This is a genomic window from Vibrio sp. 10N.222.52.B7, assembly GCF_041474275.1.
GTDB lineage: Bacteria > Pseudomonadota > Gammaproteobacteria > Enterobacterales > Vibrionaceae > Vibrio > Vibrio crassostreae_C.
On record NZ_JBFRTU010000056.1, the window covers coordinates 1 to 26845 of the forward strand.

The window sequence follows — 26845 nt, forward strand, 5'->3', positions numbered from 1 at the left end:
GCCCGATATCGATGCACTCTTGCCTTGGAACTTCAAACATTAGTAATATCGCCCTGTAGGTTCATGGGGCGTTTACCTAAGACTCATGAGACAAGCTAACGGATGTACAAGCCTTTTGTACTTTTAGTCCATAATTGAACGCGGTGGCCAAAGAGACCGATACAACGACGAAAAAAGCGAACCATTCGGTTCGCTTTTCTATATGGTTTACGTCACAAACTTAATTGCGGTCACAGACTTAATTAATCTAGTCACAAACCTTATTGTGATGTGACACGCTACGAATTAGTCTTCGTAGTTATCGATGCTTGGGCAAGAACAAATTAGGTTACGGTCGCCGTATACGTTGTCTACACGGTTAACTGTTGGCCAGTACTTCGAGTTCTTGGTTGCTTTCGATGGGAAGCAAGCAAGTTCACGAGAGTAAGGGCGATCCCATTCTGCGCCAGCTAGATCAACTTGTGTGTGCGGTGCGTTCACTAGAGGGTTGTTGTCTAGTGGCCATTCACCCGCTTTCACAGCTGCCATTTCGTGACGGATTGCGATCATCGCTTCACAGAAACGGTCTAGCTCTTCTAAATCTTCTGATTCAGTTGGTTCTACCATTAGTGTGCCAGCTACTGGGAAAGACATAGTTGGCGCGTGGAAACCGAAGTCCATTAGACGCTTAGCAATATCTTCTTCGCTGATGCCTGTGTCTTCTTTAAGTGGACGAATATCGATAATACATTCGTGCGCTACGCGGCCGTTAGTGCCACGGTAAAGAACAGGGTAGTGAGGACGTAGTTTCTCCATCACGTAGTTCGCGTTCAGAATCGCTACTTTAGTCGCATCTGTTAGGCCAGGTTCGCCCATCATTGCGATGTAAGCCCAAGAGATAGGTAGGATTGAAGCACTACCCAAATCTGCTGCTGATACTGCGTAATCGCTGCCTTGTACACCATTTTCGATGTGACCTGGTAGGAAAGGTGCTAGGTGCGATTTAACACCGATAGGACCCATACCCGGACCGCCACCACCGTGTGGGATACAGAATGTTTTGTGTAGGTTCAAGTGAGATACGTCTGAACCGATGAAGCCAGGTGAAGTTAGACCTACTTGAGCGTTCATGTTCGCGCCGTCTAGGTAAACCTGACCGCCCGCTGCGTGTACTTGTTCACACACTTCTTTCACTTGCTCTTCGTATACGCCGTGCGTAGAAGGGTAAGTGATCATGATGCTTGATAGGTTTTCTTTGTGCTTCTCGATTTTCGCTGCTAGGTCTGTCATGTCGATGTTGCCATCTTCATCACACTTAACAACCACTACCTTCATAGAAACCATTGATGCTGTTGCAGGGTTAGTACCGTGCGCCGAGCTTGGAATCAGACAAACGTTACGGTGACCTTCACCGCGGCTTGCGTGGTAACGTTGAATCGCGATTAGACCTGCATATTCGCCAGATGCACCAGAGTTAGGCTGTAGTGAGAAATCGTCGTAACCGGTGATTTCACATAGCTTCTCTTTAAGATCTTTCGCTAGCGCTGTGTAACCCGCTGCTTGATCAAGAGGTGCGAATGGGTGAATTGAACCAAACTCAGGCCATGTTACTGGGATCATCTCAGCAGCAGCGTTCAGCTTCATCGTACAGCTGCCCAGTGGGATCATGCCGTGCGTTAGTGAGAAGTCTTTGTTCTCAAGCTGTTTTAGGTAACGCATCATTTGCGTTTCGCTGTGGTGCGTGTTGAATACTGGGTGAGTTAGGAACTCTGATTCACGACGACAGTTTTCTGGAATTGCCGCAAACTCATTTGATGCAATGTCAGAAGATAGCGCTTGAACGTCTTCTTTTACGTCGAAGATAGCGAATAGGGCATTCACGTCGTCGACTGTGGTTGTTTCATCTAAGCTGATACCGATCATCTTACCTTTAAGAAGGCGCAAGTTGATGTCTGCTGCTTGTGCTTTCGCGTACAGTGCATCTGTCTTCTCTTCAGAGTTGATCGTGATGGTATCAAAGAAGCTGTTGTTCGTTAGCTCGTAACCCGCTTTAGTCAGGCCAGCCGCTAGGATAGCTGTCATGTGGTGTGTACGACGGGCAATAGTACGTAGGCCTTCTGCACCGTGGTAAACCGCGTAGAAAGACGCCATGTTTGCTAGAAGTGCTTGAGCTGTACAGATGTTCGATGTCGCTTTCTCGCGGCGGATGTGTTGCTCACGAGTTTGCATTGCCATACGTAGTGCTTGGTTACCGTGAGTATCGATTGAAACACCGATTACACGACCTGGCATTGTACGCTTATGCTTTTCACGAGTACCCATGAATGCAGCGTGTGGACCGCCGTAACCCATAGGAACACCGAAACGTTGTGCTGAACCGATTACTACGTCTGCGCCCATTTCGCCAGCAGGCTTAAGTAGAGCAGATGCGAGTAGGTCAGTAGCAACGGTTACTAGAGTTTTGTTTGCTTGAGCTTTCGCTATGATGTCTGTTAGGTCACGAACTTCGCCCGTTGTACCAGGGTATTGAACCAACGCACCAAATACGTCTTGCTCTGGAAGTGTTTCAAGAGCGCCAACCATTACTTCAAAACCGATGTACTCAGCACGAGTTTTAACAACTTCTAGTGTTTGAGGGTGAACATCGTCAGCAACGAAGAATACTTTGCTCTTGCTTTTACCAGCACGCTTACACAGTGTCATTGCTTCGCCAGCCGCTGTCGCTTCGTCAAGAAGAGACGCGTTCGCGATTTCCATACCTGTAAGGTCCATTACCATTTGTTGGTAATTTAGTAGAGCTTCAAGACGACCTTGAGAGATCTCTGGTTGGTATGGTGTGTAAGCTGTGTACCAGCCTGGGTTCTCTAAAACGTTACGTAGAATAACGTTTGGAGTGAATGTGTTGTAGTAGCCTTGGCCAATGAAAGTACGTTTCACTTGGTTTAGGTTAGCGATCTCTTTAAGAGAGGCCAGCATGTCCATTTCGCTTAGTGGCGCAGCAAGTGTCATTGGTTTTTCAAGACGGATTTGTGCAGGAACCGTTTCGTCGATCAGTGCGTCTAGGCTAGTCGCGTTGATCGCTTCAAGCATTTTTTGCTGGTCTGCTTTATTTGGGCCGTTATGACGAGCAACAAACTCGTTTTGAGTACCCAGGTCTTTCAGTAATTGGCTTTGAAGTAATTCAGTCATGATATGTTCTACTTTCTCTCTGGAGCCGTGAGCTAGCCCCTAAAATTAAGCTGCTCAAAAGAGCAGCTTTATCGTAATGAGGTTACCTATTAGTCTTCTTCGATAGAGCTTAGGTATTCTTCCGCATCTTTAAGGTTGTCTAGTTCAGACGCATCAGACATCTTCACTTTAACAATCCAGCCACCTTCATAAGGTTCTTCGTTGATTAGCTCTGGGCTATCTTCTAATTCTTCGTTGATTTCTACGATTTCGCCAGAGATTGGTGCGTAGATATCAGAAGCAGCTTTCACTGACTCAACTAGAGAGAAGCTTTCGCCAGCTTCGATTTCGTCGTCAGTGTCAGGCAGGTCAACAAACACAACGTCACCTAGCATCTCTTGAGCGTGCTCAGAAATACCGATAGTTACAGTACCGTCACCGTTGTCTTTTACCCACTCGTGGCTGTCTGCAAACTTTAGTGTATTGTCCATTGCTTATTCTCCAAAAATTTATGAGGTTTTAATTTAAATCTTAAAAACGGTCTAACGGTAAAGAGGGAAGCGCTTGCAAAGCTCTTTAACTTGCTTGCGAACACGTTGCTCAACTTCAGCGTTGCCTTCAGGGCTTTCAACTAAGCCATCAAGTACATCGCCGATCCATTCACCGATAAGTTTGAATTCTTCAGTGCCAAAACCACGACTGGTTCCAGCTGGCGTACCTAAACGAATGCCAGAAGTAATCATAGGCTTCTCTGAATCGAATGGTATACCATTTTTGTTACATGTGATCCCTGCACGCTCTAACGCTTCTTCAGTTACGTTACCTTTCAAGCCCTTAGGACGAAGGTCAACCAGCATTAGGTGCGTGTCTGTTCCGCCAGTCACAATGTCACAACCGCGAGTTTGCAACACTTCAGCAAGAACTTTTGCGTTGTCGATCACTGAATCAATATAAGTATTAAATTCTGGGCCAAGTGCTTCGCCAAACGCCACTGCTTTAGCCGCGATAACGTGCATGAGTGGGCCGCCTTGTAGGCCAGGGAACACTGCAGAGTTGATCTTTTTGTTGATGTCTTCGTGGTTGGTCAGAATCATACCGCCGCGTGGGCCACGAAGTGTTTTGTGCGTTGTTGTTGTAACAACGTGTGCGTGTGGTAGTGGGCTAGGGTGAGCACCTGTCGCGATAAGACCCGCGATGTGTGCCATATCTACCATAAGGATAGCGCCAACTTCGTCAGCGATTTCGCGGAATTTAGCGAAGTCGATAACGCGTGGGATAGCACTACCACCTGCAATAATCATTTTAGGTTGGCATTCGATAGCGAGAGCGCGTACCGCTTCGTAATCGATTTCAAGAGTGTCGCGGTCTACGCCGTATTGAACTGCGTTGAACCATTTGCCTGAAAGCGCAGGGCGTGCACCGTGCGTAAGGTGACCACCAGCGTCAAGAGACATACCTAGGATAGTGTCGCCAGGTTGAAGTAGGGCAAGTTTAACTGCGCCGTTCGCTTGAGCACCTGAGTGAGGTTGTACGTTCGCGTATTCACACTTGAATAGCTGTTTAGCACGTTCAATCGCAATAGCTTCTACTGTATCTACGTGCTCACAACCACCGTAGTAACGACGACCTGGGTAGCCTTCTGCGTATTTGTTGGTAAGGCAAGTGCCTTGAGCTTGCATTACTGCTTTAGAAACGATGTTCTCAGAAGCAATAAGTTCGATTTGTTCGTTTTGACGAGTGTTCTCTGCTTGGATTCCAGCAAATACTGCGTCGTCAGTCGCAGATAGGTTCGTAGAGAAAAAACTGTCTAAGCTATGGTTTTGATAAGCGTTCATTGTCGAGACCTTTCATTAAGCTAATGGTGATTGTTTTTATAGTCCATTAGGTCTTACGTTGATTTCTGCATCGGTATCGTTTGCGTTATATAGGTGTATAAATAGTGCGTTGCTTCTTATTTATACGACCATAGCGTCAAAGCGATCGTTGTAGGGTCAATGCAGCACGAATTGGTTCCCAAAAATTTCGGGTAAAAAACAGCTCTTACAAATGTTAAATCTATCACTTGCTGCAAGCTGAAGTAGCATCTCTTCATCTAACAAGTCGATAACATAGCTCCGATAAAATCAATTTTCAACAAAAATTTCCAATAGGAAACAGATTTTCTCGTTTTGCTACAGGGAGCACGCTTTATTTCCCTGTGTGCTCTTTAATCAACAAAGCGCTTCATGCAACAATGAAATCAATAGACAGGAAGTAAGAAATGAATGAGGGACCTATGTCAGAAGACATTTATGATGAGTACCCATCTTTAACGTTGGCGAAAGAGACGTTAGATCAGAATATCGAACCACTTAGGCTCGGCCAGCGTATTAAAGATATCCGCAGCAAGCTGGGCATTACGTTAGAAGAGGCGAGCCAACGTACTGGTTTGGCGCGCTCTACGCTGAGTAAAATCGAGAACGAACAAATCTCACCGACGTTCCAAGCGATGCAGAAATTGGCTATGGGTTTGCAAATTGATATGCCGCAACTCTTTGAGCCACCAAGAAAAAAGGTTGCCACAGGACGTCGTGACTTAACTAAAGCAGGTCAGGGCAAACCTCACCCAACTCCGACTTACGAGCATGAACTGCTCGCGACAGAACTTTCGAATAAGAAGATGATGCCGTTCAAGAGCCGAGTGAGAGCACGCACCTTTGAAGAGTATAACGATTGGGTTCGCCACGATGGTGAGGAGTTCTTGATGGTGATCTCTGGTGATGTGATGTTCTACTCAGAATTCTATGAGCCGGTACCCATGAGCGAAGGTGACAGCATGTATTACGACGCCAACATGGGGCATATGTTGATTTCTACTAGTACAGAAGATGCACTGATTTTGTGGGTGACTGCAAAATAAGTTAACAAAGTTAGAATTTCTTATAGTGAATGCAAACGTTTGCTTTTGTTTCTAACGTTTGCCAAAAGACGCGATGTTGGTGTGAAAAGCATCAATATCGCGTTTTTGTATGCGACTGAAAGTTGTTTTTAAATTGTTAAATATCACATTTTGAGCTGTTTTAATCTTGTTAAGGGTGTAAAACTGACTCAGGCTTGTTTACTATAGTGAACACGGTTTACTCATGTTGATTGAAGTTTACTGAAGTGAATTCTTAGAAAGTGAGTCGTATAGCTTTTATACAGAAGCCTCTTTTTATATCGCTAGTAATAAAAGCCTATATAGAAGACATCACTTTTTACTATCTACTGTTTCTAACGTTAACCCATATCGTTAGAGGCGACTCTAAATAGAGATATAAGCGGCAGATTCGATTTGGAAAGCCTGCAACGCTTCATGGAGAATAAAATGACTCAAGAACACGCTAATCAAGACCTACTAAAAACACCTCTGCATGCACTTCACGTTGAAGTCGGCGCAAAAATGGTTCCTTTTGCTGGCTACGACATGCCAGTTCAGTATCCACTAGGTGTAAAGAAAGAGCACTTACACACTCGTGACGCTGCTGGTCTTTTTGATGTTTCTCACATGGGGCAACTGCGTCTACACGGTGAAAATGCAGCCGCTGTTTTAGAATCTCTGGTTCCAGTAGATATTATCGACCTGCCTTCTGGTAAGCAGCGCTACGCCTTCTTTACTAATGAACAGGGCGGCATCATGGATGATCTTATGGTTGCTAACCTTGGCGATCACCTATTTGTTGTTGTGAACGCGGCGTGTAAAACACAAGATATCGACCACCTAACGGCTCACCTTCCTGCAGACGTAAAAATGGAAGTGATTGATGACCGCGCTCTATTAGCACTTCAAGGTCCGAAAGCGTCTGAAGTTCTGGCTCGTTTCCAACCAAGCGTTGCAGACATGCTGTTCATGGATGTTCAAAAAGTCGATATCGACGGCGTAGAGTGCATCGTAAGCCGCAGTGGTTATACCGGTGAAGATGGCTACGAAATCTCAGTACCGAACGATCACGCTGAAGCACTTGCTCGTAAACTAACATCAGAAGCAGAAGTAGAGTGGATTGGCCTTGGTGCTCGTGACTCACTTCGTCTTGAGTGTGGTCTATGTCTGTACGGTCACGATCTAGATACAACAACAACGCCGGTAGAAGCTAGCCTTTTATGGGGTATCCAAAAAGTGCGTCGTACTGACGGTGAACGTGCAGGCGGTTTCCCTGGCGCTGATATCATCCTTGAGCAAATCGCGACTAAAGACGTTCAACGCAAGCGTGTTGGTCTTGTTGGTCAGACTAAAGCACCAGTACGTGAAGGCGCTGAGCTGTTCGATGCTGAAGACAACAAGATTGGCGTTGTAACAAGTGGTACTGCGGGTCCTAACGCGGGCAAGCCTGTTTCTATGGCTTACGTTCGTACTGACCTAGCGGTTATTGGCACTGAAGTATTCGCTGAAGTTCGTGGCAAGAAGCTACCAATGACAGTAGAAAAAATGCCATTCGTACCTCAGCGTTACTATCGTGGCTAATCTCTTTTAAGAGAAACCACTAAGCTAAATGAAAGCCTATTGTTTGCTTCTCTTTATTGGGAAGCCTAACGGTAGGCTTTTTTGATTTTGGTAGCGTATGTCTTTGGTAACGTATTGCTTTTAACGTTACCCACTAACAACGGTTACTTAAAATTCGTTTATAAAATGAGATATGTGGCGATATCGTTACAAATACTTACTATAATCACGATTGTGACGTGTTATGGTGACGATTCATCATTTTTGTAAATAAGTAGTAGGGGTTACAAGGAGTTAACTATGAACGTAAACCATACAATGAGTCCGGTTCGTAAAGCCGTTTTAGGGCTTTTAGCGCCATTAATTTACACATCAAGTGTTATGGCAACGGAAAACACGGACGAAAGTACTCCTGATTTGGGTGTAACACCCTATATTGTGAATGGTAGCGACGCTTCAGTCACGGAATTTCCTTCGATGGCAAGCTTGTTCATTGATCGTATTGATTATGACGGTGTTTACTCAACAGGCCCTTACTGTGGTGCAACAATTTTAGATCCAACGCATATTCTAACCGCAGCGCATTGTATATACGGTAATGAAGAAGGGCAGTTGTTTACTGTTGTCGTCCCTCAAATTGAAGATACTTCTCAGTTTCCCAACGGTAACATCCAAAAAGCTCGTGTATCTGAGGTTTACTATCGCAGCGATTATTCAAATGCGTTGAGCGACCTATTACGCAATGACGTTGCAATACTTAAGTTAGAAAGCGCACTGAATATCGACTCAATCAATGATGTTGTAAAGCGTCCTAGTTCGGATGGTTATCGCAGTTCTTCTGAGGCGTTTACCGCTGTGGGCCATGGTGATACACGCACTGGTTTCGACGGAACCACTTTGCTACAAAAAGCAAACCTCAATTATGTAGACAATGCGACTTGTAAAACGGTATTTGCTGCTGGCAATGAGTTAACAGAGAATCAAATTTGTTTCGTTGGAGATGTGGCTACTTCTGGCTTGTACGGTGGCACTTGTCAAGGTGACTCTGGAGGTCCTGTCTACTGGAAGGATGGTTCGGTTTACAGACAAGTAGGGATTACCAGCTTTGGTCCTGAAACGTGTGGTGGCAGCTCAAGAGTAACTTCGGTATTCACTGAAATCTATGACTACAGAGATTGGATTACAGATGTAACTGGTGGTGTGATAGATAGTTCTGAATCCGTTCAAATTTCAGCAACAGAAGCTAAGCGAACGGCTTATGTGAATGCACGGACTTCATCTGGTTCAGGCGGCAGTGGAGGCAGTTTGTCGTTTGGCGTGCTAGGCGCGTTGATGTTACTCGGTAGGTTTAGAAGAGCGATGTCTTGTTAGATACCCACGTCTTCATGTTAGCTAAACAAACGGCCAGTCATTCAACTATGACTGGCCGTTTTTGTTTTGTTTGTTTAAGCCGTTCAGAGGATTAGGCACAGAATTCAGTAGACGCTTTTCTACTGTACCTTTCGACAATCACATCCATCTCTTTAACTGCGTCGTTGATGCTTTGAATACCGCCTTGTGCGACACCTTTTTCATTTTGGTTCAGAGCAGAAAAGGCCTGCTTCAATTCTTTCTCTTCCAACATACTTCCGTGCAGCAGCACTTCTTTGTAAGTGAGTAGCCTATGCTGCACTGCAATAATTTCTGGGCGGGGATTGTCTGATTCTAATGCGTGACTAATGCAAGGAAATGCCAATGTATAGCGATTCGCAATTTCCAATTTGACGTCTTTCTTATTCGCAATATGCAATTTTTATTATTTCCCAACACTTGAATACTCAAGTTACCTAGCCTGTACGTTCACAACTGATATCAGTGTGAAGGTTTATGAAACGTAACGGTTTTATCAAGCGAATAATATGCCTTTGATGGCTTATGTAAACCATCACAAGTCAATATGGTCTGCTTCTTGCTGAATTTAGGACATAACTGTCTTTTGAGGATGAGCTTATGTCACAAGAACCCATAATATTGGCGCTGATTGAGCGTAGGAAACAAGCCAACTTGTCTCAAGAAAAGTTAGCCTCGAGTGCAGGAATGAGCTTAAAAACCTATCAAAGGATTGAACGCGGAGAGGCGGACATCAAGATGTCTCAGTATCGTTCAATCACTAGAACCTTAAAAGTGACGGATTTGGATGTGGTGCTTGATATTGTTGGCGCATCACAAGTAACAGCGGAAGATGTAGCTGCGGTCAGTCGTCTGCTGACCAGCGAAGAGCGCCTGTTGTTGATCAAGCTGATTTTGTCGGTCAAAAAGAAGCAGTAGTCTTTCTTTCAAATAAACAGCGTAATAGATCGATTCGTTAGTCAAATTGACAGATACTTCTAGGGTAATGTGTTCTCTGAGGGCATGAAGCCATCAGCTCACTCTTCCACGCAGCTGTTTGGTGGTGCTTCTTTGTTTTTTGCTTTCTAAACGTCTTTTCTGAGAGCCACGCGTCGGCTTAGTTGCTCGTCTTACTTTTTGAACCTTTGTCGCTTCCAAGATCAATTCTTTCAAGCGCACTAAAGCATCATCTCGGTTTTGTTCCTGAGTTCTATACTGTTGCGCTTTAATGATAATCACACCGTCTTTGGTGATGCGGCTATCTTTGTGTGCGAGGAGCTTTTCTTTATAGAAGTCAGGTAGGGTAGAGTGCTTGATATCAAAACGTAAATGTATCGCGCTCGATACTTTATTGACGTTCTGACCGCCGGCTCCTTGTGCTCTGATCGCTGTTAACTGGAGTTCCCAGTCTTGAATCGAAACAGAGTTAGATATTTGTAACATAAACATCCATTTTGAACGGTAATATGGCGCCATGATACTGAATATTGGTTATGGTATCAGTAACTTTATTTAAGAGTGGTAGTAGTGATGAAAATAGATTTAACGGCATATGAAGGATTAATCTTTGATATGGACGGTACGTTGATCGATACAATGCCTGCACATGTAAAGGCGTGGGAGCGAACGGCTGAAGAGTTTGGCTTTCATTTTGAAGCGTCTTGGCTGCATAGCTTAGGTGGCATGCCGAGTTATAAGATAGCCGGTGAGGTGAACAGCAAATACGGTTTATCGCTCGACCCACAAGCGGTTTCTACGTTTAAAATGGCGTCGTTTGCGGCTATCGAAGACAAAGGAGACGTTATCCCTTGTACTCACTCTCTGTTGTTAGAGCATCTGGGTAACAAGAAGATTGCAGTCGGAACGGGCAGTCAACGTAAAAGTGCCGAACAGTTACTGGATAAGACAGAGATCTTGAGTAAGCTCGATATTCTCGTGACAGCAACAGACGTTAAGAATCACAAACCAAATCCGGATACTTTCTTAGATGCGTGTTTTGGTATGGGTTTGCAGCCAAAGCAGTGTGTTGTGTTTGAAGATACGAACCTAGGTAAGCAGGCTGCTCATGCTGCGAACATGGATTGTATTCTAGTGGTAGAGGGGAACAAACTAGAGTTCTATCCTGCACCAAGCTGATTGCAAGGATTGGGTTGTTAAACCGCCAAACTAATAGCCTAGCGGAACAATACTGATTTTCTGTTAGGCGATTTCGCTCATTTCGCTGTCTAGGAACAGGCACACACTGTTTCGACCTGCTGCTTTGGCTTCATAAAGTGCTAAATCGGCGCACTTGTAGTTAAGAGCAGGGTCGTTGGTCAGGTTGGTAATTCCACCACTGACCGTCACCACGTTATCGAGCTCAATACTGACTGCGATTCTCAATCTGTTAAGTACATACTCAGCTTCTTCTGTTGTGGTATGAGGCAGAATAACGCCAAACTCTTCGCCACCAATACGAGCCACAAAATCAGTTTCTCGGCACTCTCGTTGTAATACTTGAGCAACGGTTTGAATGACGCGATCTCCATAATCGTGACCAAATCTGTCGTTGATGCGTTTGAAGTGGTCTATGTCCAAAATCGCTAAACAAGACTGTTCGCGAGTAGGGTAACGATTAACACGAGAGCACTCATCTCGCAGCTCAAGATCGAATTTACGGCGGTTCCAACACCCAGCTAAGGCATCTTTTTCACTCAGGTTTCTCAGTTTGTTTTCTAGCTCTTTGTGTTTACTTATATCCACAAATGAAGCGACATAAAACTGAATCACGTCTTTCGAGTCTTTAATGGTTTGGATTCGCAATATTTCCGTGATCAAAGACCCGTCTTTACGACGATTAACCACTTCGCCTTCCCACATGCCTTTCTCTTTGATGATGCTCCACATCTTGATGTAGAACTCTTCGTTGTAGCGACCAGAGGCAAACATGGACGGTTGGCGGCCTTTTACGTCTTCTAACTCGTAGCCACTCACACGGGTGAACTCTTGGTTTACTTTGATGATTCGGTTGTTTCTGTCGGTAATCACCAAGGCAGACATGCCATTCATTGCGGCCTTAGCAAGTTGGCTCTCGATACTGTTCTTCTTGTGGTTGCTGTTCCACAATACGAAGCCAGCGGAGATCATCGAAATCAAGAAAGACAAGGTGATGATCTGAACGACGATCGCTTGTTTTTCTTCTCGGTATTGACTGCTGAACTGCTGATTTTCAATGTGAAGAACCATGTAAATAGGGCCTTCAAACTGTTTGATTTTAGGGCTGATGTCGGAATGAAAATACCAGTTCTCACCATCGAAATAGCTCGAAGTTGTCTTGTCTTGAATCGCAGTCCAAAGCTCAGGGTATAACTTTGCGTAAGTCTGCTCTGAACGTGATTCAATTACATGTCCGAAAGATTCCGTAGGATCCGGCCCCATGATTATGTGTCCGGTTTTGTTGAGAATAATAGGAACAGCAGAAGATGCACCAATTTGATAGTGAAGGCGCTTATAAATCTCAAGCATGTTCAGGTTTGCGATGAAGTAACCAATAATGCGGTTGTTTTCAGCGACTGGCGTCATAATGCGTAGTGCTGGAATCAAAGGGCGAACGATCTCTCCGTTTTCGACTTCAAGATCAATACCGCGAGAGCTAATCTCACCAATCTTTAATTGCTGTAGTACCTCATAGTAATCACGCGAAGACTTGTTCTGCAGTTCACTATCTGGAACCACGATTGCTTGATTGTCTTTATAATTAACGCGAAACACTTCGTTGCCAGCTAGATCGAGGTAACGAAGCTGGGAATAGTATTTTTGGCCACGAGCTAACATCACCCAAAGATCTTGCAGGGTTTCTTTATGGATAATAGAAGGTTCTCGAATCGCTCGGAGTAGTGTTTGAGAGTCGGCGATTGAAGGAACAGAGTTAGATATTTGCTCAACAATAACAGCGAGTTCATGAAAGCTGTATTCGATTTGATTTTGGCTAGACTGCTTAATATTTAGAGTGTGCTGAGCATCAATTCTGTCAAGTTCAGAATTGATGTAGAGGGCAGGGACTAGTCCTAGGGCAAAGATGGTACATAGAAATTGGCTGACTAGTTTTTTTATACTTGTATTCATCACTATCCTCAAAGAATCAGCGCAATACTATATATTTTATAGGGTTTTTAATGTGATCTTGACCGAGAAGTTAAGACAAGATTCGCATATAACTACGATTTAAGTGCAACTTCTTGCACTTAAGCTTGATTGCTCAATATAGAACGATGTTCCGAAATATTAGCCAAATTAATCGCGATTAATTGCCGCTTATCTAACTAAGGACAGCTAGCTTAGGCCTACGATATTTCCATTACTATCAATATCTAACGACATGAACGCCGGTTTGTCAGGCAAGCCTGGCATGGTCATCACATTGCCGCACAACGCGTAAATAAAACCAGCACCAGCACACAATTTTAGTTCTCTAACGGGCACGTCAAATTGGATTGGTGCACCTTTTACGTGTGCTTCTGTCGAGATCGATAATGGTGTTTTTGCTAAACAAACCGATAGGTCGTTATAGCCATGCAGTTTGAATTCGGCCAGTTGTTTTTTAGCCAGTGGAGATAGCGTAATACTTGCTGCGCCATAGCCAACTTCAGCGACTGCCATCAGCTTTTCTTCTAGGCTTTGCTCTGAGTTATACAAAGGCTTAAATCCACTCTGTTTTTGGCAAGCTTTTACCACGGCGTGAGCCAGTTGAGTCGCCCCTTCGCCACCTTGACCAAATGCTTCGCTTACTTCAACGCTAACGCTTGGATCGAAGTCGGTGATCATCTGTTTCAAAGCATCGAGCTCTTGAGCTGAGTCTTGTGGGAATCGGTTAATCGCAACAACTGTAGGCACTTGGTATTGCTTAACGTTAGTGATGTGCCATTTTAGGTTCTCAAACCCTGCAACAAGCGCGTCTTGGTCATCATTAAAGATTGAATCAGGTAACGGAGTGCCCGGTCTCAAATCGTATAAACCAGAGTTAGCCTTTAATCCACGTAAGGTTGCGACAACCACAGCGCAATCGGGCTTCTTGTTCGACGCTTTCGCTTTTATGTTGCACGCTTTCTCAAAGCCCATGTCTGAGCCGAAACCACCTTCAGTTACCACAAAGTCACTCAGCTTTAACGCTATTTTATCGGCAATAATTGAAGAGTTACCATGTGCGATGTTCGCGAAAGGCCCGGCGTGAATTAGGGTAGGAACGCCTTCAAGGGTTTGCATCAATGTTGGTTCAATAGAATCCTTCATGGTCACGGTCATTGCGCCTGCAACGTTGAAGTCATCTGCGGTTAGCGGCAAGCCTTGTTTGTTGTAAGCAAGTACCACTCGTCCGATGCGCTTTCTCAAATCTTGAAGGTCATTGGCTAGAGCAAGAATGGCCATTAGTTCAGAAGCGGCTGAGATATCAAATCCATCTTCTCGCTCAAAGCCGTTAATTGTTTTGTCTGCTTCGTTCTTGCCAACCGTGATCATGCGTAATGCGCGATCATTATGGTCAAGTACACGTCGCCAAACGATTCTACTTGGGTCGATATTCAGTGCTTTTAAGCCTGAGCGCGTTTCAAAGGTGTCTAACCCTTCACGCTGTTCATGATACAAACGTGCATCAATGGCGGCGGAGGCGAGGTTGTGAGCGGCCGTAACAGCATGAATATCGCCCGTGAGATGCAGGTTTAATTGTTCCATAGGGGCAACTTGAGAGTAACCACCGCCCGCTGCGCCGCCTTTTACACCAAATACCGGGCCCATTGAAGGCTGACGAATGCAGGCCATTGCAGATTGGTTAATCTTTGCGAGGCCTTGTGCTAATCCGATAGTAGTGACGGTTTTGCCTTCACCAAGAGGTGTCGGTGTGATCGCCGTGATTACGACTAACTTACCATCTTGTTGGTTGGCGAGGCGTTCAAGTGATGTGAGAGACACTTTAGATTTGAATTGCCCTAATGGCTGATGTTCGTTGTGGTGCAGGCCAGCTTGCTTGGCAACCTCACTGATGTTTTTAAGGGGAGTAGAGCGACAAATATCAATATCAGACAGCATATTTGATCCTTATATCAGAACCGAAAGGTGGTACGTAAACGTTTGCGTGGCGATAGTACTGTATAAATTTGCCAAGTAAAGGCAAACCACACGAATTATGTGCTGGAAGATAACAGATCTAAAGAGTCATTGCGCGAGATCAAATCTTAAACGAGCAAAATATTCGATATGATTAACTTCAGCTGCCGTTATATTTGTGTTGAATACAAAAAGGGCTGCATATAGCAGCCCTTCAAGGAATGGGTAATCTCACTTGGCGTTAACCTTTAAGAGGTAACTACCTAATATGGCCGATTAACGATCCCAGTATGTTTCTTCTAAGCTATCTTCGCGTTCAGGCAGTGCACGAGAAAGGCGAGGAGAGTGCTGAGTCAACACTTCGTAGCTTACACGGTTTGCGTACTTACAAATTTGAGACAGTGAAGAGTACGTCAGACAAGCGTGCTCGTGTTTCTCTGAGTTTGGTACATTCACGTGGTGGTAGCTGTTTGCTGCCATGTCGTGAAGTAGTGCTGAAAGTGCACCATCGCCAGCGCCATTGGTATTCTTAATCTCAAGTGGGCCGCCTAGGTAAGGGCCAATGTGAGAGTACACTTTTACTGGGTCTTTACAGTCTTGCTTACGCATCGCACGGCTGAATTCGTATTTATTGAACTCAGGGATGTTACCCGGTAACAATGGCAGTGTGGTTTCGCGTTTCGCTGGTTCGTCAGTGTAACCTGCCATGTATAGACCAATAGGGCCTGCAGTACATAGAACTAGGTCAACCCACTCAAGTGCCTTGTTAGCAGCCAATAGAGGATCTTTTTCACCCGTTAGTGCTTCACCTTCATCTTCGTTCATCGCGACGATGGTTACGTTTTCTTTCAGGTATTCTTGCCACCATTCAGCGTTGCCTTCGATCACATACTTAGTACCAAGTGTTAGTACAACAGGCACATTGTGCGCTTTCGCGTATTCAATCGCTTTTTGTACCGCTTTTGGCATCGGATCTTCAGGTTTGCCACGCATTAGGTATGACGACACAACCAATGCAGACGCTTTCTCGAACACTTTTTCAGGAATGCTTTCTGGAAGAAGTTGGTTCATGTGGCCTTCATTGATTGCAAACGTACGTTCGCCATCTTCAGAAATAAGCGTGTAGCAACGACCGATTGGACCATCAACAGTTTGAAGGTGGTTTAGATTCATACGAGAAGAAGTGCGGCAAAGGTAACGATAACCAAATGAGCCAACTTCGATCTTCTTAGACATTACGCCAAGCAGGACAGATTTGCTGTCTGCAAGTACGGAATAGTTGTGCAGTGTGTTGCCAATAGTATCGCCAGGGTATTGATGCGTGATCAAACCGCGCTCTACTAACTCTTCATACAGCGCATCTGCTTTACTTTCTTCCAATACCAGTGAGTGACCTTTACTCAGCTCGTATTTTTCTAGGAACTCGTTGTCAACACGGGCTTCGATATCAACAATCGTTTGGCCAACACCCACAATCGTTGCGCGGTGAAGCTTAGGCGTTTGTTGAATTTGGTTGACCAACGGATCACGTGCGTGAGTTGGAAAGTAGTGCTTAGATTTACGCTGTCCAGGAAACTTCATATGAAAAATACAGTGAAAAAATTTTGCCGCATGATATCACATTTTGTTTCTGTTTCTTTCATTTTTATTACATTTTGAATCACCTGCACAATGTCTGTACAGGTGATTCAACTAACTATATGTTTGAAACTACTCGGTTGGCTGTACTAACGTCGCTGGATCAACGTAAGCCTCTGTACCCCATAGTGGAACAGTTGAAAGGCTGTGTTTGAAGCTACCTTCTGTTTCTTTGGTGGTGTAAGACAAGTAGAGTAGCGACTGATTCTCTGCATCGTAGATACGACGAACCTTCATTGTTTTAAAGAAGATACTTTTCGATTGCTTGAATACCACTTCGCCAGACTTACTCTTGTCTATTTGAGCAATCATTTCTGGTGTAATTTCACCTGTTTGACGACAAGATATAGAGCTATCACTTGGATCAGAAAGGCTAAGGTTTGCTTCGATTGATGCGATATGACAGGTAACACCCGCGATCTTATCGTCATCTAATGAAGACATCTTGATATCCTTCATTGTGAAGAAACCCAGTGAGACGTCGCCAACCTCGTTGTCCGAACAGCCAGCTAACATTGTCACGATACCTGCTGCTATTAAGGCTTTTTTCATAAGAAGTCCTTTTTATTTATATAGTTCTGTTTACTATAAGGATATTGAAAGCTTGGATACGAGTGTAGAGCTTTTCGTTAAGTTCTTAAAGGATGTTGTTGGATAATGAAAAATATGAAGCATTTAAAGTACTTGTTGGCCTTGGTCATGCTCTGTATGCTCTCTGCTTGTAGCTCGGCACCTCAGCCGACCGTATGTCTTCCAAATAACTGCGATATTTGGGGATACTAACCGTAGGTACTAAAAGAATGAATAACGAAATACCTGAAATTGCACACAAGAAAAACCAATGGCTATTTAGTCAGCTCGATATTGCTTACCCCGCAAAAGAGAGCCTCCTCGGCCGTGAACTTTATCAAAGCAAACTTCCATCCAAGACATACCAACTCCTAGCACAAGATCAAACTCCTTCCCAAATTGATGAACTGCATAAAGTCGATTTCCATAAATTGACCGTGCTATTTTCACTCAACCAAGCAAGCGTTTACCAAGATGAAATCGAAAGGGCACACATGCTTGAGTTCTTGAGCCAAATTATGCTTTCTGACGATCATGTATTATATATTGGTACTCAAAACGGTGAAGTTGTGGCGAGCGCTATCGTCACAGAAGCGGATGGTTCCCTATTGATCTCGGATGTCGTTGCTGAAAATGGTCAAAGTATCAACAACTTTGCTAAGCAGTTACACGATTTTTGGGCACAAGATCATGCTTCTTGCGATAAAGTATGGATCGAGAACTAAAGATTCTTTGACAAAGCGTTAATCTAAGTACAATACCCCGTCTTATTTAAAGGGTATTGTATGTACAAGCTATTGATATCAATCGCTGTATTATGTGTTAGCGCTTATTCTTCACTCAGTTTTGCTAACGACTGGGATATTAAACGCATCCTAGTTTTACACTCATACGAACCTTCTTATCAATGGACTGCTGACTTCCAAAAAGGGATAGACAGTGCGTTCAGCCAGTCTCAAACCGAAGTTAAACTCTCAATAGAGTATTTGGATTCAAAGCGTGTCCACAGCCCAGAGTATTACGACTCTCTCGCGAACTACTTACGTGCGAAGTATGCAGGTTATAAATTTGATGGCGTAATTGCGACGGACGATAACGCAGCCAATTTTCTTGAATCTCTGCCTAATTTGATTGATCGCTCCACACCTGTCGTTGCAGCCGGCATCAATGATTTCAGCACCGACATGTACGCGGTGTCTGACAGAGCAACTGTGCTTTACGAGAACGATCAGATAGACGTTAATATTAAGCTGATCTCCAAATTAAGACCTAATCTAAAGAATCTCTATTTTGTAAATGATTACAGTGTCACGTCTGAATTGATTCATAAAGAAATGAACAAAATGATGGCTGAATTTTCAAATATCAATCTCGTAGAAATTCGCGACTTGTCGCTGGAGCATACGAGCCAATTTTTGGAAGGGATCTCTGCGGACGATGCGGTATTGCTCAGTCATTACAACACCGAGTTAAAGCAAGGGGTTTATCACACTTACCAAGAGATTGCGGATACGTTGTCAAAAGCGAGTGCTGCTCCGGTGTTTGCTTTATGGCAGTTCTATATTTCGGGTGATGTACTCGGTGGTTACGTTAATCACTCACAAAGCATGGGTGAACAGGCCGTCGATGCGTTGGATAAATACCTTACACTTGGTTTTACTACACCGTTAACTCCCGGAGACAACAAACGTTTTGTATTCAATTACCCTGCAATGAAGAGATACGGGATTAGTGGAAACGCGTTACCTGACGAAGCGGTTTTCATTAACGAGCCTTCATCCTTTATTCGCAAAAACTTCCAGTTGTTATTGGGGCTGTCGATGGTGATTGCGGGTTTGAGCCTGATCATCTTGATGCAATTTGTCACTCTGCGCCAAAAGAAAGAGTTGGCGAATAAGAACAAACGAATCTTAAAGCTTCAGAAACAGACCTTGAATATCCAAAAGGATATGATTCATGTTCTCGGAGAGGCAATTGAAACCCGCTCTGGCGAAACTGGTAATCACGTTAAGCGTGTAGCCAAGTTGTCTGCACTGCTTGCTAAGTATCGTGGCTTGAGCCATCGCGAGGTCGAGATGATTGAGATCATCAGCCCAATGCACGATGTGGGTAAGATTTCAGTCCCTGAATCAATCTTGGATAAACCTGGGAAATTAACCGACCAAGAGTGGGAGGTGATGAAGCTTCATACTACGGCTGGCTATAACTTACTAAAGAGCGGAGCGGGTGATATTACCAACCTCGCGGCAATCATTGCTAACGAACATCACGAGCGTTGGGATGGTGCTGGATACCCGAATGGAAAAGTGGGTGATGAAATACACCTGTTTGCTCGTATCACTGCCGTAGCCGATGTGTTTGATGCGCTGCTTAGTGCACGTTGCTACAAAGAACCGTGGCCGTTAGATATGGTGGTCGATTTGTTTGAGCGAGAGTGTGGCTACCAGTTTGATCCTCAGCTAACTAAATTGCTACTGAAACACTTATCCGAGTTTGTCGCTATCCGAGATTCGTACCCCGATACTGGAACTGTAGAATATGCGTCTTCACCTTCGCTTGAAGCAAAGGTCTTAGAAGAGTCGGTTGTTAGCTAACCGTTGCTTTATCTGAGTGGCCTATACGTCTTGGCTTCTTTATCTATTCACCACGATCCGGCTAGGAAGTAGTGATTTATATTTCCCCTGAAATTGAGTCACTTATGTAAACCTCGCAGTCTTTGATTTCGTAGAATCTGGGGTCATTTGATGAAAACTGTTCCTTATGTCGAGCGATAAAGTGATCAACTCCATATTTCGCGAAGAGAAATAAGCCTGTATCTGCAAACTGTTACCTCAATCATCTCGCGCATTGAAAGAACACTATAGGATAAAACTTGGATTCAATCTGAGTGAGATACCTATGCGGTTAGAACAGACTAAATGTGTGATTTTCGATTGTGACGGAACACTTATCGATAGTGAAAAGCTGTGCTGCCAAGCTTTGGTGAACGTTTTCACTGGCTTTGGAGCGGAGCTAAACGTCAACGACTGCTATGCGCACTTTCAAGGCGGGAAGCTAGCCGACATCTTAATGGATACACAAGAACGTCTTGGGTTATCTATCTCGATTGATACACTTGAGCCGTTATATCGCAATGAATTACAAGCACTGTTCCAGCGTCATTTAAAACCGATGGATGGCGCTATCGAACTTATTGAATTCCTCAAACAACAAGACATCGAGTTTTGTATTGCTTCCAATGCACCGAAATCTAGGGTTGAATCTTCATTGGCGATGACAGGCATGCTAGACGACTTCAAAGGCAAAGTGTTCTCAGCTTTTGATGCTAACAGCTGGAAGCCAGAGCCTGATCTAATCATGTACACGGCCATGAACATGGGCTTTCTGCCAAATGAGTGCATCTACGTGGATGATACGTTGAAAGGGATTGAGGCTGGTGTTCGCGCGGGTATCCAATCGTTTCGATTACGCCCGAGTATTGATGAAGCAATCGTAGATCCCGAAGCCGACTCAGCAGAACTCGCGGCTCAGGATATCTACAGTTTAGAAGAAATTTCAGTTTGGATTAATGGCAAGCACTGCTCAAATGGTGGTATATCGAATTCTGCAGCTTTGGTGGGGTAGAGCTTAGTTGAAGGCTGACTACCTTACTAAATTGTTTGGTGTGGAAACCGCAAGATGCACAAGTAAACTTTTCTCCACTTTCTGAAAGCAGATACTCGTCGTGTTGGCATAAAGGGCATGTAATGTCGTCGGTGTTTGGTGTTTCTGTTTTATTCATTATGTGTCACCTGCAGCAAGGGGGTAAGCGAAAAAAGACCCGTTCAATTAGATTACTCCTAAGCTCGAATATTAGACAGTTCTGACACTTCTTAATCTCTCCTTTGCGACTTGCTTCATGGTAATTGATAATGTCATCGTTATTGACCATGGTTCTTGTAATGTTATTAAACAAAAGCCAAAAAGAAAGGACCCATTACGAGTCCTCATTAGTTTGTTTTCAATTCACGCCGCTAGTTCACCAGTTGATCCTTAAGTTCGGTAGCGTGCCAATGTCTGAGATAGAGAAACCGACGCTTCTGTTAGCCTAGATACGCCATTTGAAGAATTCTGAGCCACGTCTTTAATCACATCGGATTGGCTTCGAATATCGTTAAGCTCTGCTGCAATCGTATTGGCAACGTTACTTTGCTCATCGGCTGATGTTGCGATTTGGATACTCATGTCCATTAGTGCTTGAGCTGAATCTGCAATCGAGTTTACGTCGTGACCAATGTTTGAAATCAACTGGCTACTGGTTTGCGCTTGGTCAACCGTCTGTTCGGTGATCTTCGCGATATTTTGGCTCTCTTGCTGTAAGCGTTCAATCATCGCTTGGATTTCTACAGTAGCCGACTGAGTGCGGCTTGCCAGTGTTCTTACTTCATCAGCAACAACAGCGAAACCTCGGCCTTGCTCGCCCGCACGAGCGGCTTCAATCGCGGCATTTAAAGCAAGTAAGTTAGTTTGCTCTGAAATAGCATTGATCGTCGTGATGACCTCGTTAATTTGGCTCGTATTCACATTCAAGCTAGTAACAGAAGATGAGGTTTGCTCAATCAAAGAAGAAAGGGTGGTGATTTCCGAGATTGCCTGTTGAACCTTCGCGTGGCTATCGTTGATTTGCTGCGCGTCTTGTTCTGTTTGTTCAGTTGAGCGTGCAGAGATGTTAGAGACTTCATTTGCCGAAGCTGTCATCTGATCCATTGCTGTCGCTACAGAGTCTAGAGAGGCATTTTGGCTCATGATTTGTGTTTCGCTGCGCTTCATCTCAGTTTCGAAAGAAGCCGATGTTTCGCTTAGCGTTGCTGCACTGTGGTTTACGTTGTTGACTAACTCACTAAGCGTGTCCATTGAACGGTCAAGCGCACAACCAATCGTGCCGAACTCATCACGGCCAGGGTGGAAGCCAAGGCGTGATGTTAAGTCACCATCACCAATCTTTTGAGTCGTTGAATAAAGAACCCAAAGTGCGCCGCCTAGGAAAGTCGCTACCCAGTAACAGAAAAGACCAAAAGGCACACACCACAAGAAGCTCAGTAATAAAGTGTACAGTGCTTGCTGCTTTTGATTCTGTATATCGTTCGTTGAAACGGTAAGTGAGTAGTAGTTGCCATCTTGTGCGAGTGCTGTGGCAGTCACAGAACCATTATTTGAAATAGTGGTTTGTTGAGCGCGAGTTTGCTGGCTAACAGAGCGAACAGATGCCGGGGAATCTGATGCTGATAAAATGCCTTGCAGTTGATACTCGACCTGCTGTTTTGCAGTTACGTCAATGTGTTCCATTTTGTTGACGTAGTTCAGTCCAGCTAGGCTTGCCAGAGCGGCAAAAAAGATTAAGAAAATGACCCAAAACTTGTCGTTGATCGACATCTTAATAAACAGTTTGTCTATCGTTCGAAATTGTACTTCTTTCATAAAAACTCCACGGTAAATCCTTTACCGTGGACTCTAAATAACCGACCTCAATAAAAATGTGACTTCAATCGACTAATTGTGAAAATTAATGATAGTGATATGTCATTTATGAGAACTGAATCAAGTAAATTAGTTCTGTATAGGTTTATTAGCCTAAAGAAGGCAGTAACCCTACTGAAATAAGAACTTGAATCGCAATGATAAATACGCCAACGCTACCTGCTAAAAACAACGCTTTGCTACCGCCTAACACTTGGTAACTGGCTTCTGAAGATTGTGGTTTGACAGAGAAATCAGTGTAACGAACCTTGTAGACCATCACTGTTGGTAACAGAATCGCGAGCACTGAAAGTGCAATGGCTGCGTAGCCTAAAGCCATGATGAAGCCTTGTGGGTAAAATAAGGCAAACCCCAGTGGCGGTAAGAAGGTGATAGCAGCTGTCTTAACACGTTTTGCGTTACCTAGTTTCTTGCTCAGTGAGTCGCCCATGAATTCAAATAAGCCCAAGCTCACACCAATAAAAGATGTCAGCAGTGCAAGGTCTGCAAACACACCGACGATCACGCTTAGGTTGGATTGATGAACCGTTTGCGATAGCGAGACTAATAGCGCGCCCAAGCTTGTGTCAGACAACAACTGCTCTTGGCTAATCACGCCCAAAGTAACACTTTGCCAGAAAACGTAGATAACCAGAGGCAGTGCTGAGCCAATAATCATTACCTTACGTAAAGAACGAACGTCACCATCTAGGTATCGAACAATTGATGGGATGCTGCCGTGGAAACCAAAAGAGGTAAACACAACCGGAATAGCCGCAACAATCAGGCCTTGCTGTAAAGGCATGCTCATTAAGTATTGAGAGGTAATGTTTGGCGCTAGGAAGCTGAGTACCAAAACCATCGCGATAAGCTTTAAGCCAAACAAAACGCGGTTAACTTTATCAACACTGTGTGTACCAATCGTAACAACGCCGGCAACTAATAGGGTAAATAGAAGCGTGGTGATTTGAGCATTAAGTTCGATACCCGCGATATCCGAAATTCGTTGGTTAAATTGCGCACCGCCGCCAGCTATGTATGCCGCACACAGAGCGTAGAAAAGAAACATCACCGCGAAGCTCGCAATCCACTTTCCTTTTGTCCCCAAAATGGTATGAGCTAACGTGTGTAGGGTAGCGTCAGATTCTGCGAATTGGTGAAGCTCTACCATTAATAGCGCAGTAAAAGCCATTAACGCCCATAAACCCAGCATCAAGAAAAGTGAAGTTGAAAAGCCAATACCTGCAGAAGCAAGTGGAAGAGCGAGCATGCCAGCACCAATGGTTGTGCCTGCAATGATCAAAGTACTACCAAAAACCTTTGATTTATTCATTGTATATAATTCTTTACGTTAGGGTGTGTTTTCATTGTGATTCTTCTAGCTTAAGCGCATAAACCCAAAGAATATCTCGATTTTGAAGTATTCTGATTGAATTTAATTCCAAATGCAATTCTTATTGTAATTAAAAACATCCACTGTAAATTAATATTTACACAAAGGGCGTGTCAGCATTCAAATGAGCAAAGCAAACGTTTGACCATGATCGGTTTCAAAATTTATAGAGTAATTTGTTGTACTTGGTGTAAGGTGGCAGTACATATGTCGTTCGCGTATACCCCTTTAACGCAAAAAAGCGTTAATGATCGCGAGTAGCTTTAAGCTATGAATATGGAATGGGTAGAGTAGAGTGCGTTCATCAAAGTGACATAATATAAGTCCAAGATGGTGCACTAGTTAATCGGACATCATGTCCACATCAAGGAATAGAGGGGGCACAATGAGTGACCAATCTTATAATGACGAAAGTCTAGAGTTGTTAGATGCTATGGAAATTGGCATTGATTTGTCTGACTATGAGCAGACAGTGAAACAGTTAGCAGAAGAGCTTTTCAAGTCTTCGAACTAAGCTTTTAAGATCTTTAATTCAGTTTCAACTGAAACGTTTTAAAGCTAAAAGTTTTCTTAGCTAAAGCTTCTCAAAGCAAACAATTCTAAACTGAGCAAATCGTATTCGCTCACACGTCATACCAAAACTATCCTCATTAAAGTTCGCGAAGATAAACGAGTACGTTTACCATGTTACTTAGTTCTCGATACTTTAATGAGGTTCAATGAACTTTCTCGCACACCTTCACATCGCCAAGCACTGTAACAGCAACTTAGCAGGTAACCTGTTAGGTGATTTTGTTAAAGGCGACCCTAATAAACACTATTCTGATTCCCTTTCTGACGGTATTAGGCTTCATCGATTTGTTGATAGCTATACTGATCGTCATGATGTATCTCGTTCTGCAAAATCACTTTTCTCAGACCAAACACGACGCTTTGCGCCTATCGCACTCGATGTATTTTGGGATCACTGCTTAGCCAATCATTGGGATCAGTTTTCACAGCAGACATTAGAGCGTTTTTGTTTAGATAGCCATGAGCAGATCTTTGAACATCAAGAGCCACACTGGCCTGAAAATTTCGTTATGGTTCATCAGAAAATGGCTGAGCATAGATGGTTAGAGAGCTATCAAGACATGTCATCTATAGAGGTGGTGTTGCAGCGAATGGCGTTGAGAAGGCCTAAGCTCGGTATGCTCGAGGCATGTTACGATGACCTCGAACGTCACTATGATACGTTGCAGTGTCACTTTAATGAGCTTTATCCCAACGTTTTAGAGGAAGCTAAGCAGTTTAATGCGCTTCAAATGAAGAAAAATCAAAAGGAAAGGTAAACAGCGTAATGCAGGTTTGCTACAATCCGCGCCTATTTAATCTTTGAGCATCATACTATGTCTGAATCTACAAAATCTTTTAACCAACTAGGATTATCTGAGCATCTTCTTGCCACGTTGTCTGAGCTTAATTTTACGGCTCCTACCAGTGTTCAAGAACAAGCAATTCCATTGGTATTAGAAGGCAAAGATGTACTGGCTGGTGCTCAAACGGGTACAGGTAAAACGGCTGCGTTTGGTTTACCGATTATTCAAAGATTAATCGAGACAAAAGACAACGTTATTCCGAACCCTAAGCTCGTTCGTGCGCTTGTATTAGTGCCAACTCGTGAATTGGCACAACAGGTTTTCGATAACTTAACTAGCTACGCAAAGGGCACCGACACTAAAGTCGTGGTGGCTTACGGCGGCGTTAGCATGAAGGTGCAAACTGATAACTTACGCGGTGGCGCAGATATTCTTGTCGCGACGCCTGGTCGTCTTATTGATCACATGTTCACTAGAAACATCATGTTGAGCCAAACGGAAGTACTGGTACTGGATGAAGCTGACCGTATGTTAGATATGGGCTTCATGCCTGACATCAAGCGTATTCTTTCTCGCATGAACGAAGTGCGTCAAACTCTGTTCTTCTCTGCAACGTTTGATAACAAAATCAAAGCGATTGCACACCGTATGATGCAGAAGCCAAGTGAAATCCAAGTTACGCCAAAAAACAGCACCGCTGAAACCGTAACACAGATGGTTTACCCGGTAGATAAGTCGCGTAAAAGTGAGCTATTAGCGTATTTGATTGGTTCAAAAAACTGGCAACAAGTGTTGGTGTTCACAAAGACTAAGCAGGGCACTGATGCTCTCGTTAAAGAGCTTAAGTTAGACGGCATTAAAGCGGCATCAATCAATGGCGATAAGAGCCAAGGTGCGCGTCAAAAAGCCCTAGACGATTTCAAGTCAGGCAAAGTTCGTGCGTTGATCGCAACCGACGTGGCAGCTCGTGGTATTGATATTCAGCAGCTAGAACAAGTTGTGAACTATGACATGCCATTTAAAGCAGAAGATTATGTTCACCGCATCGGACGTACTGGCCGTGCGGGTAACAGCGGCTTAGCGATCTCTTTGATGAGTCAGGATGAAGCTTACCTATTGGGTGACATTGAGCGATTACTTGATACGCGCTTGCCTCAAGAGTGGCTAGAGGGCTTTGAACCAAGCCTTGAAAAAGATCTAGCGCCCGATCGTGGTGGTCGCAGCAAGAGCCGTTCATCAGAAAAACGTAAGATGAAAGCGAAGCTTAAGATTCACCAAAACCGCGGTAAAGCACGTCGTTAACAAGCTGGACAAAGCTCCAGTTTAAAGATCTATACA

General features: G+C 44.0%; 22 protein-coding genes. 11 read left to right on the plus strand and 11 right to left on the minus strand.

Features of this window, described 5'->3' with window-relative positions; genetic code table 11:
- Positions 1-285: 285 nt before the first annotated feature.
- From gcvP to AB4512_RS15080, 3 genes are all read right to left on the minus strand, one after another.
- Complete coding sequence (gcvP, locus tag AB4512_RS15070) at positions 286-3168, minus strand: aminomethyl-transferring glycine dehydrogenase (RefSeq protein ID WP_372175129.1); 2883 nt, start codon at positions 3166-3168, stop codon at positions 286-288.
- Between the two features lie 89 nt (positions 3169-3257).
- On the minus strand, positions 3258-3638 hold the full coding sequence (gene gcvH, locus AB4512_RS15075) for a glycine cleavage system protein GcvH (protein WP_017072176.1): 381 nt from the start codon (positions 3636-3638) through the stop codon (positions 3258-3260).
- A 51-nt stretch (positions 3639-3689) separates the two neighbouring features.
- Positions 3690-4982: a serine hydroxymethyltransferase gene (locus AB4512_RS15080; RefSeq protein WP_017072175.1), complete on the minus strand. Its 1293-nt coding sequence runs from the start codon at positions 4980-4982 to the stop codon at positions 3690-3692.
- 440 nt (positions 4983-5422) lie between these two features.
- On the opposite strand from AB4512_RS15080, the gene AB4512_RS15085 reads away from it, so the two are divergent.
- The 3 genes from AB4512_RS15085 (at position 5423) to AB4512_RS15095 (ending at position 8977) form a co-directional block, all read left to right on the plus strand.
- Complete coding sequence (locus AB4512_RS15085) at positions 5423-6046, plus strand: helix-turn-helix domain-containing protein (protein WP_017059847.1); 624 nt, start codon at positions 5423-5425, stop codon at positions 6044-6046.
- A gap of 447 nt (positions 6047-6493) precedes the next feature.
- Entirely contained in the window at positions 6494-7627 is a 1134-nt protein-coding gene (gene gcvT, locus AB4512_RS15090) for a glycine cleavage system aminomethyltransferase GcvT (protein WP_017059846.1), read from the plus strand.
- A gap of 279 nt (positions 7628-7906) precedes the next feature.
- On the plus strand, positions 7907-8977 hold the full coding sequence (locus AB4512_RS15095; RefSeq protein ID WP_372175130.1) for a trypsin-like serine protease: 1071 nt from the start codon (positions 7907-7909) through the stop codon (positions 8975-8977).
- Positions 8978-9068: 91 nt separating this feature from the next.
- On the opposite strand, the gene AB4512_RS15100 is transcribed toward AB4512_RS15095, so the two are convergent.
- Positions 9069-9395: a hypothetical protein gene (locus AB4512_RS15100; RefSeq protein WP_372175131.1), complete on the minus strand. Its 327-nt coding sequence runs from the start codon at positions 9393-9395 to the stop codon at positions 9069-9071.
- Positions 9396-9595: 200 nt separating this feature from the next.
- Here AB4512_RS15100 and AB4512_RS15105 point away from each other — a divergent pair, with 200 nt between their 5' ends.
- Complete coding sequence (locus AB4512_RS15105; RefSeq protein ID WP_017059843.1) at positions 9596-9913, plus strand: helix-turn-helix transcriptional regulator; 318 nt, start codon at positions 9596-9598, stop codon at positions 9911-9913.
- 93 nt (positions 9914-10006) lie between these two features.
- Here AB4512_RS15105 and arfB read toward each other — a convergent pair whose 3' ends face one another.
- Positions 10007-10417, minus strand: a complete 411-nt coding sequence (arfB, locus tag AB4512_RS15110; protein WP_017059842.1) for an alternative ribosome rescue aminoacyl-tRNA hydrolase ArfB — start codon at positions 10415-10417, stop codon at positions 10007-10009.
- Between the two features lie 87 nt (positions 10418-10504).
- Here arfB and AB4512_RS15115 point away from each other — a divergent pair, with 87 nt between their 5' ends.
- Entirely contained in the window at positions 10505-11110 is a 606-nt protein-coding gene (locus AB4512_RS15115; protein WP_017069882.1) for a beta-phosphoglucomutase family hydrolase, read from the plus strand.
- 63 nt (positions 11111-11173) lie between these two features.
- Here AB4512_RS15115 and AB4512_RS15120 read toward each other — a convergent pair whose 3' ends face one another.
- The 4 genes from AB4512_RS15120 to AB4512_RS15135 form a co-directional block, all read right to left on the minus strand.
- Positions 11174-13078 carry a diguanylate cyclase gene (locus AB4512_RS15120; protein ID WP_372139212.1) on the minus strand — a complete coding sequence of 635 codons (1905 nt, stop codon included), beginning with the start codon at positions 13076-13078 and terminating at the stop codon, positions 11174-11176.
- Positions 13079-13285: 207 nt separating this feature from the next.
- Positions 13286-15034, minus strand: coding sequence for a formate--tetrahydrofolate ligase (locus AB4512_RS15125; protein ID WP_372175132.1), 1749 nt, complete (start codon positions 15032-15034; stop codon positions 13286-13288).
- Positions 15035-15328: 294 nt separating this feature from the next.
- Entirely contained in the window at positions 15329-16633 is a 1305-nt protein-coding gene (locus tag AB4512_RS15130; protein ID WP_017064646.1) for an inosine/guanosine kinase, read from the minus strand.
- 129 nt (positions 16634-16762) lie between these two features.
- Positions 16763-17242 (minus strand): CreA family protein, encoded by a 480-nt coding sequence (locus tag AB4512_RS15135; protein ID WP_017064645.1) that lies wholly within the window; start codon positions 17240-17242, stop codon positions 16763-16765.
- A gap of 248 nt (positions 17243-17490) precedes the next feature.
- Between AB4512_RS15135 and AB4512_RS15140 the strand changes: the two genes are divergently transcribed.
- The 3 genes from AB4512_RS15140 to AB4512_RS15150 all read left to right on the plus strand — a co-directional run bounded on the left by AB4512_RS15140 (position 17491) and on the right by AB4512_RS15150 (position 20884).
- Positions 17491-17985 (plus strand): hypothetical protein, encoded by a 495-nt coding sequence (locus AB4512_RS15140; protein WP_017064644.1) that lies wholly within the window; start codon positions 17491-17493, stop codon positions 17983-17985.
- Between the two features lie 60 nt (positions 17986-18045).
- A complete protein-coding gene (locus AB4512_RS15145) occupies positions 18046-19854 on the plus strand; it encodes an HD domain-containing phosphohydrolase (RefSeq protein ID WP_372175133.1) in 1809 nt (602 codons plus the stop codon).
- A 304-nt stretch (positions 19855-20158) separates the two neighbouring features.
- On the plus strand, positions 20159-20884 hold the full coding sequence (locus AB4512_RS15150) for an HAD-IA family hydrolase (protein WP_017059834.1): 726 nt from the start codon (positions 20159-20161) through the stop codon (positions 20882-20884).
- A gap of 408 nt (positions 20885-21292) precedes the next feature.
- On the opposite strand, the gene AB4512_RS15155 is transcribed toward AB4512_RS15150, so the two are convergent.
- Together AB4512_RS15155 and AB4512_RS15160 are read right to left on the minus strand one after the other, a co-directional pair.
- Positions 21293-22717: a methyl-accepting chemotaxis protein gene (locus AB4512_RS15155; RefSeq protein WP_017064641.1), complete on the minus strand. Its 1425-nt coding sequence runs from the start codon at positions 22715-22717 to the stop codon at positions 21293-21295.
- Between the two features lie 148 nt (positions 22718-22865).
- On the minus strand, positions 22866-24089 hold the full coding sequence (locus AB4512_RS15160) for an aromatic amino acid transport family protein (RefSeq protein ID WP_017059832.1): 1224 nt from the start codon (positions 24087-24089) through the stop codon (positions 22866-22868).
- 445 nt (positions 24090-24534) lie between these two features.
- On the opposite strand from AB4512_RS15160, the gene AB4512_RS15165 reads away from it, so the two are divergent.
- The 3 genes from AB4512_RS15165 to AB4512_RS15175 all read left to right on the plus strand — a co-directional run bounded on the left by AB4512_RS15165 (position 24535) and on the right by AB4512_RS15175 (position 26809).
- A complete protein-coding gene (locus AB4512_RS15165; protein ID WP_017059831.1) occupies positions 24535-24663 on the plus strand; it encodes a hypothetical protein in 129 nt (42 codons plus the stop codon).
- Between the two features lie 205 nt (positions 24664-24868).
- Complete coding sequence (locus AB4512_RS15170; RefSeq protein ID WP_017059830.1) at positions 24869-25480, plus strand: ACP phosphodiesterase; 612 nt, start codon at positions 24869-24871, stop codon at positions 25478-25480.
- Positions 25481-25537: 57 nt separating this feature from the next.
- On the plus strand, positions 25538-26809 hold the full coding sequence (locus AB4512_RS15175; protein ID WP_372175134.1) for a DEAD/DEAH box helicase: 1272 nt from the start codon (positions 25538-25540) through the stop codon (positions 26807-26809).
- The last annotated feature ends 36 nt before the right edge of the window (positions 26810-26845 follow it).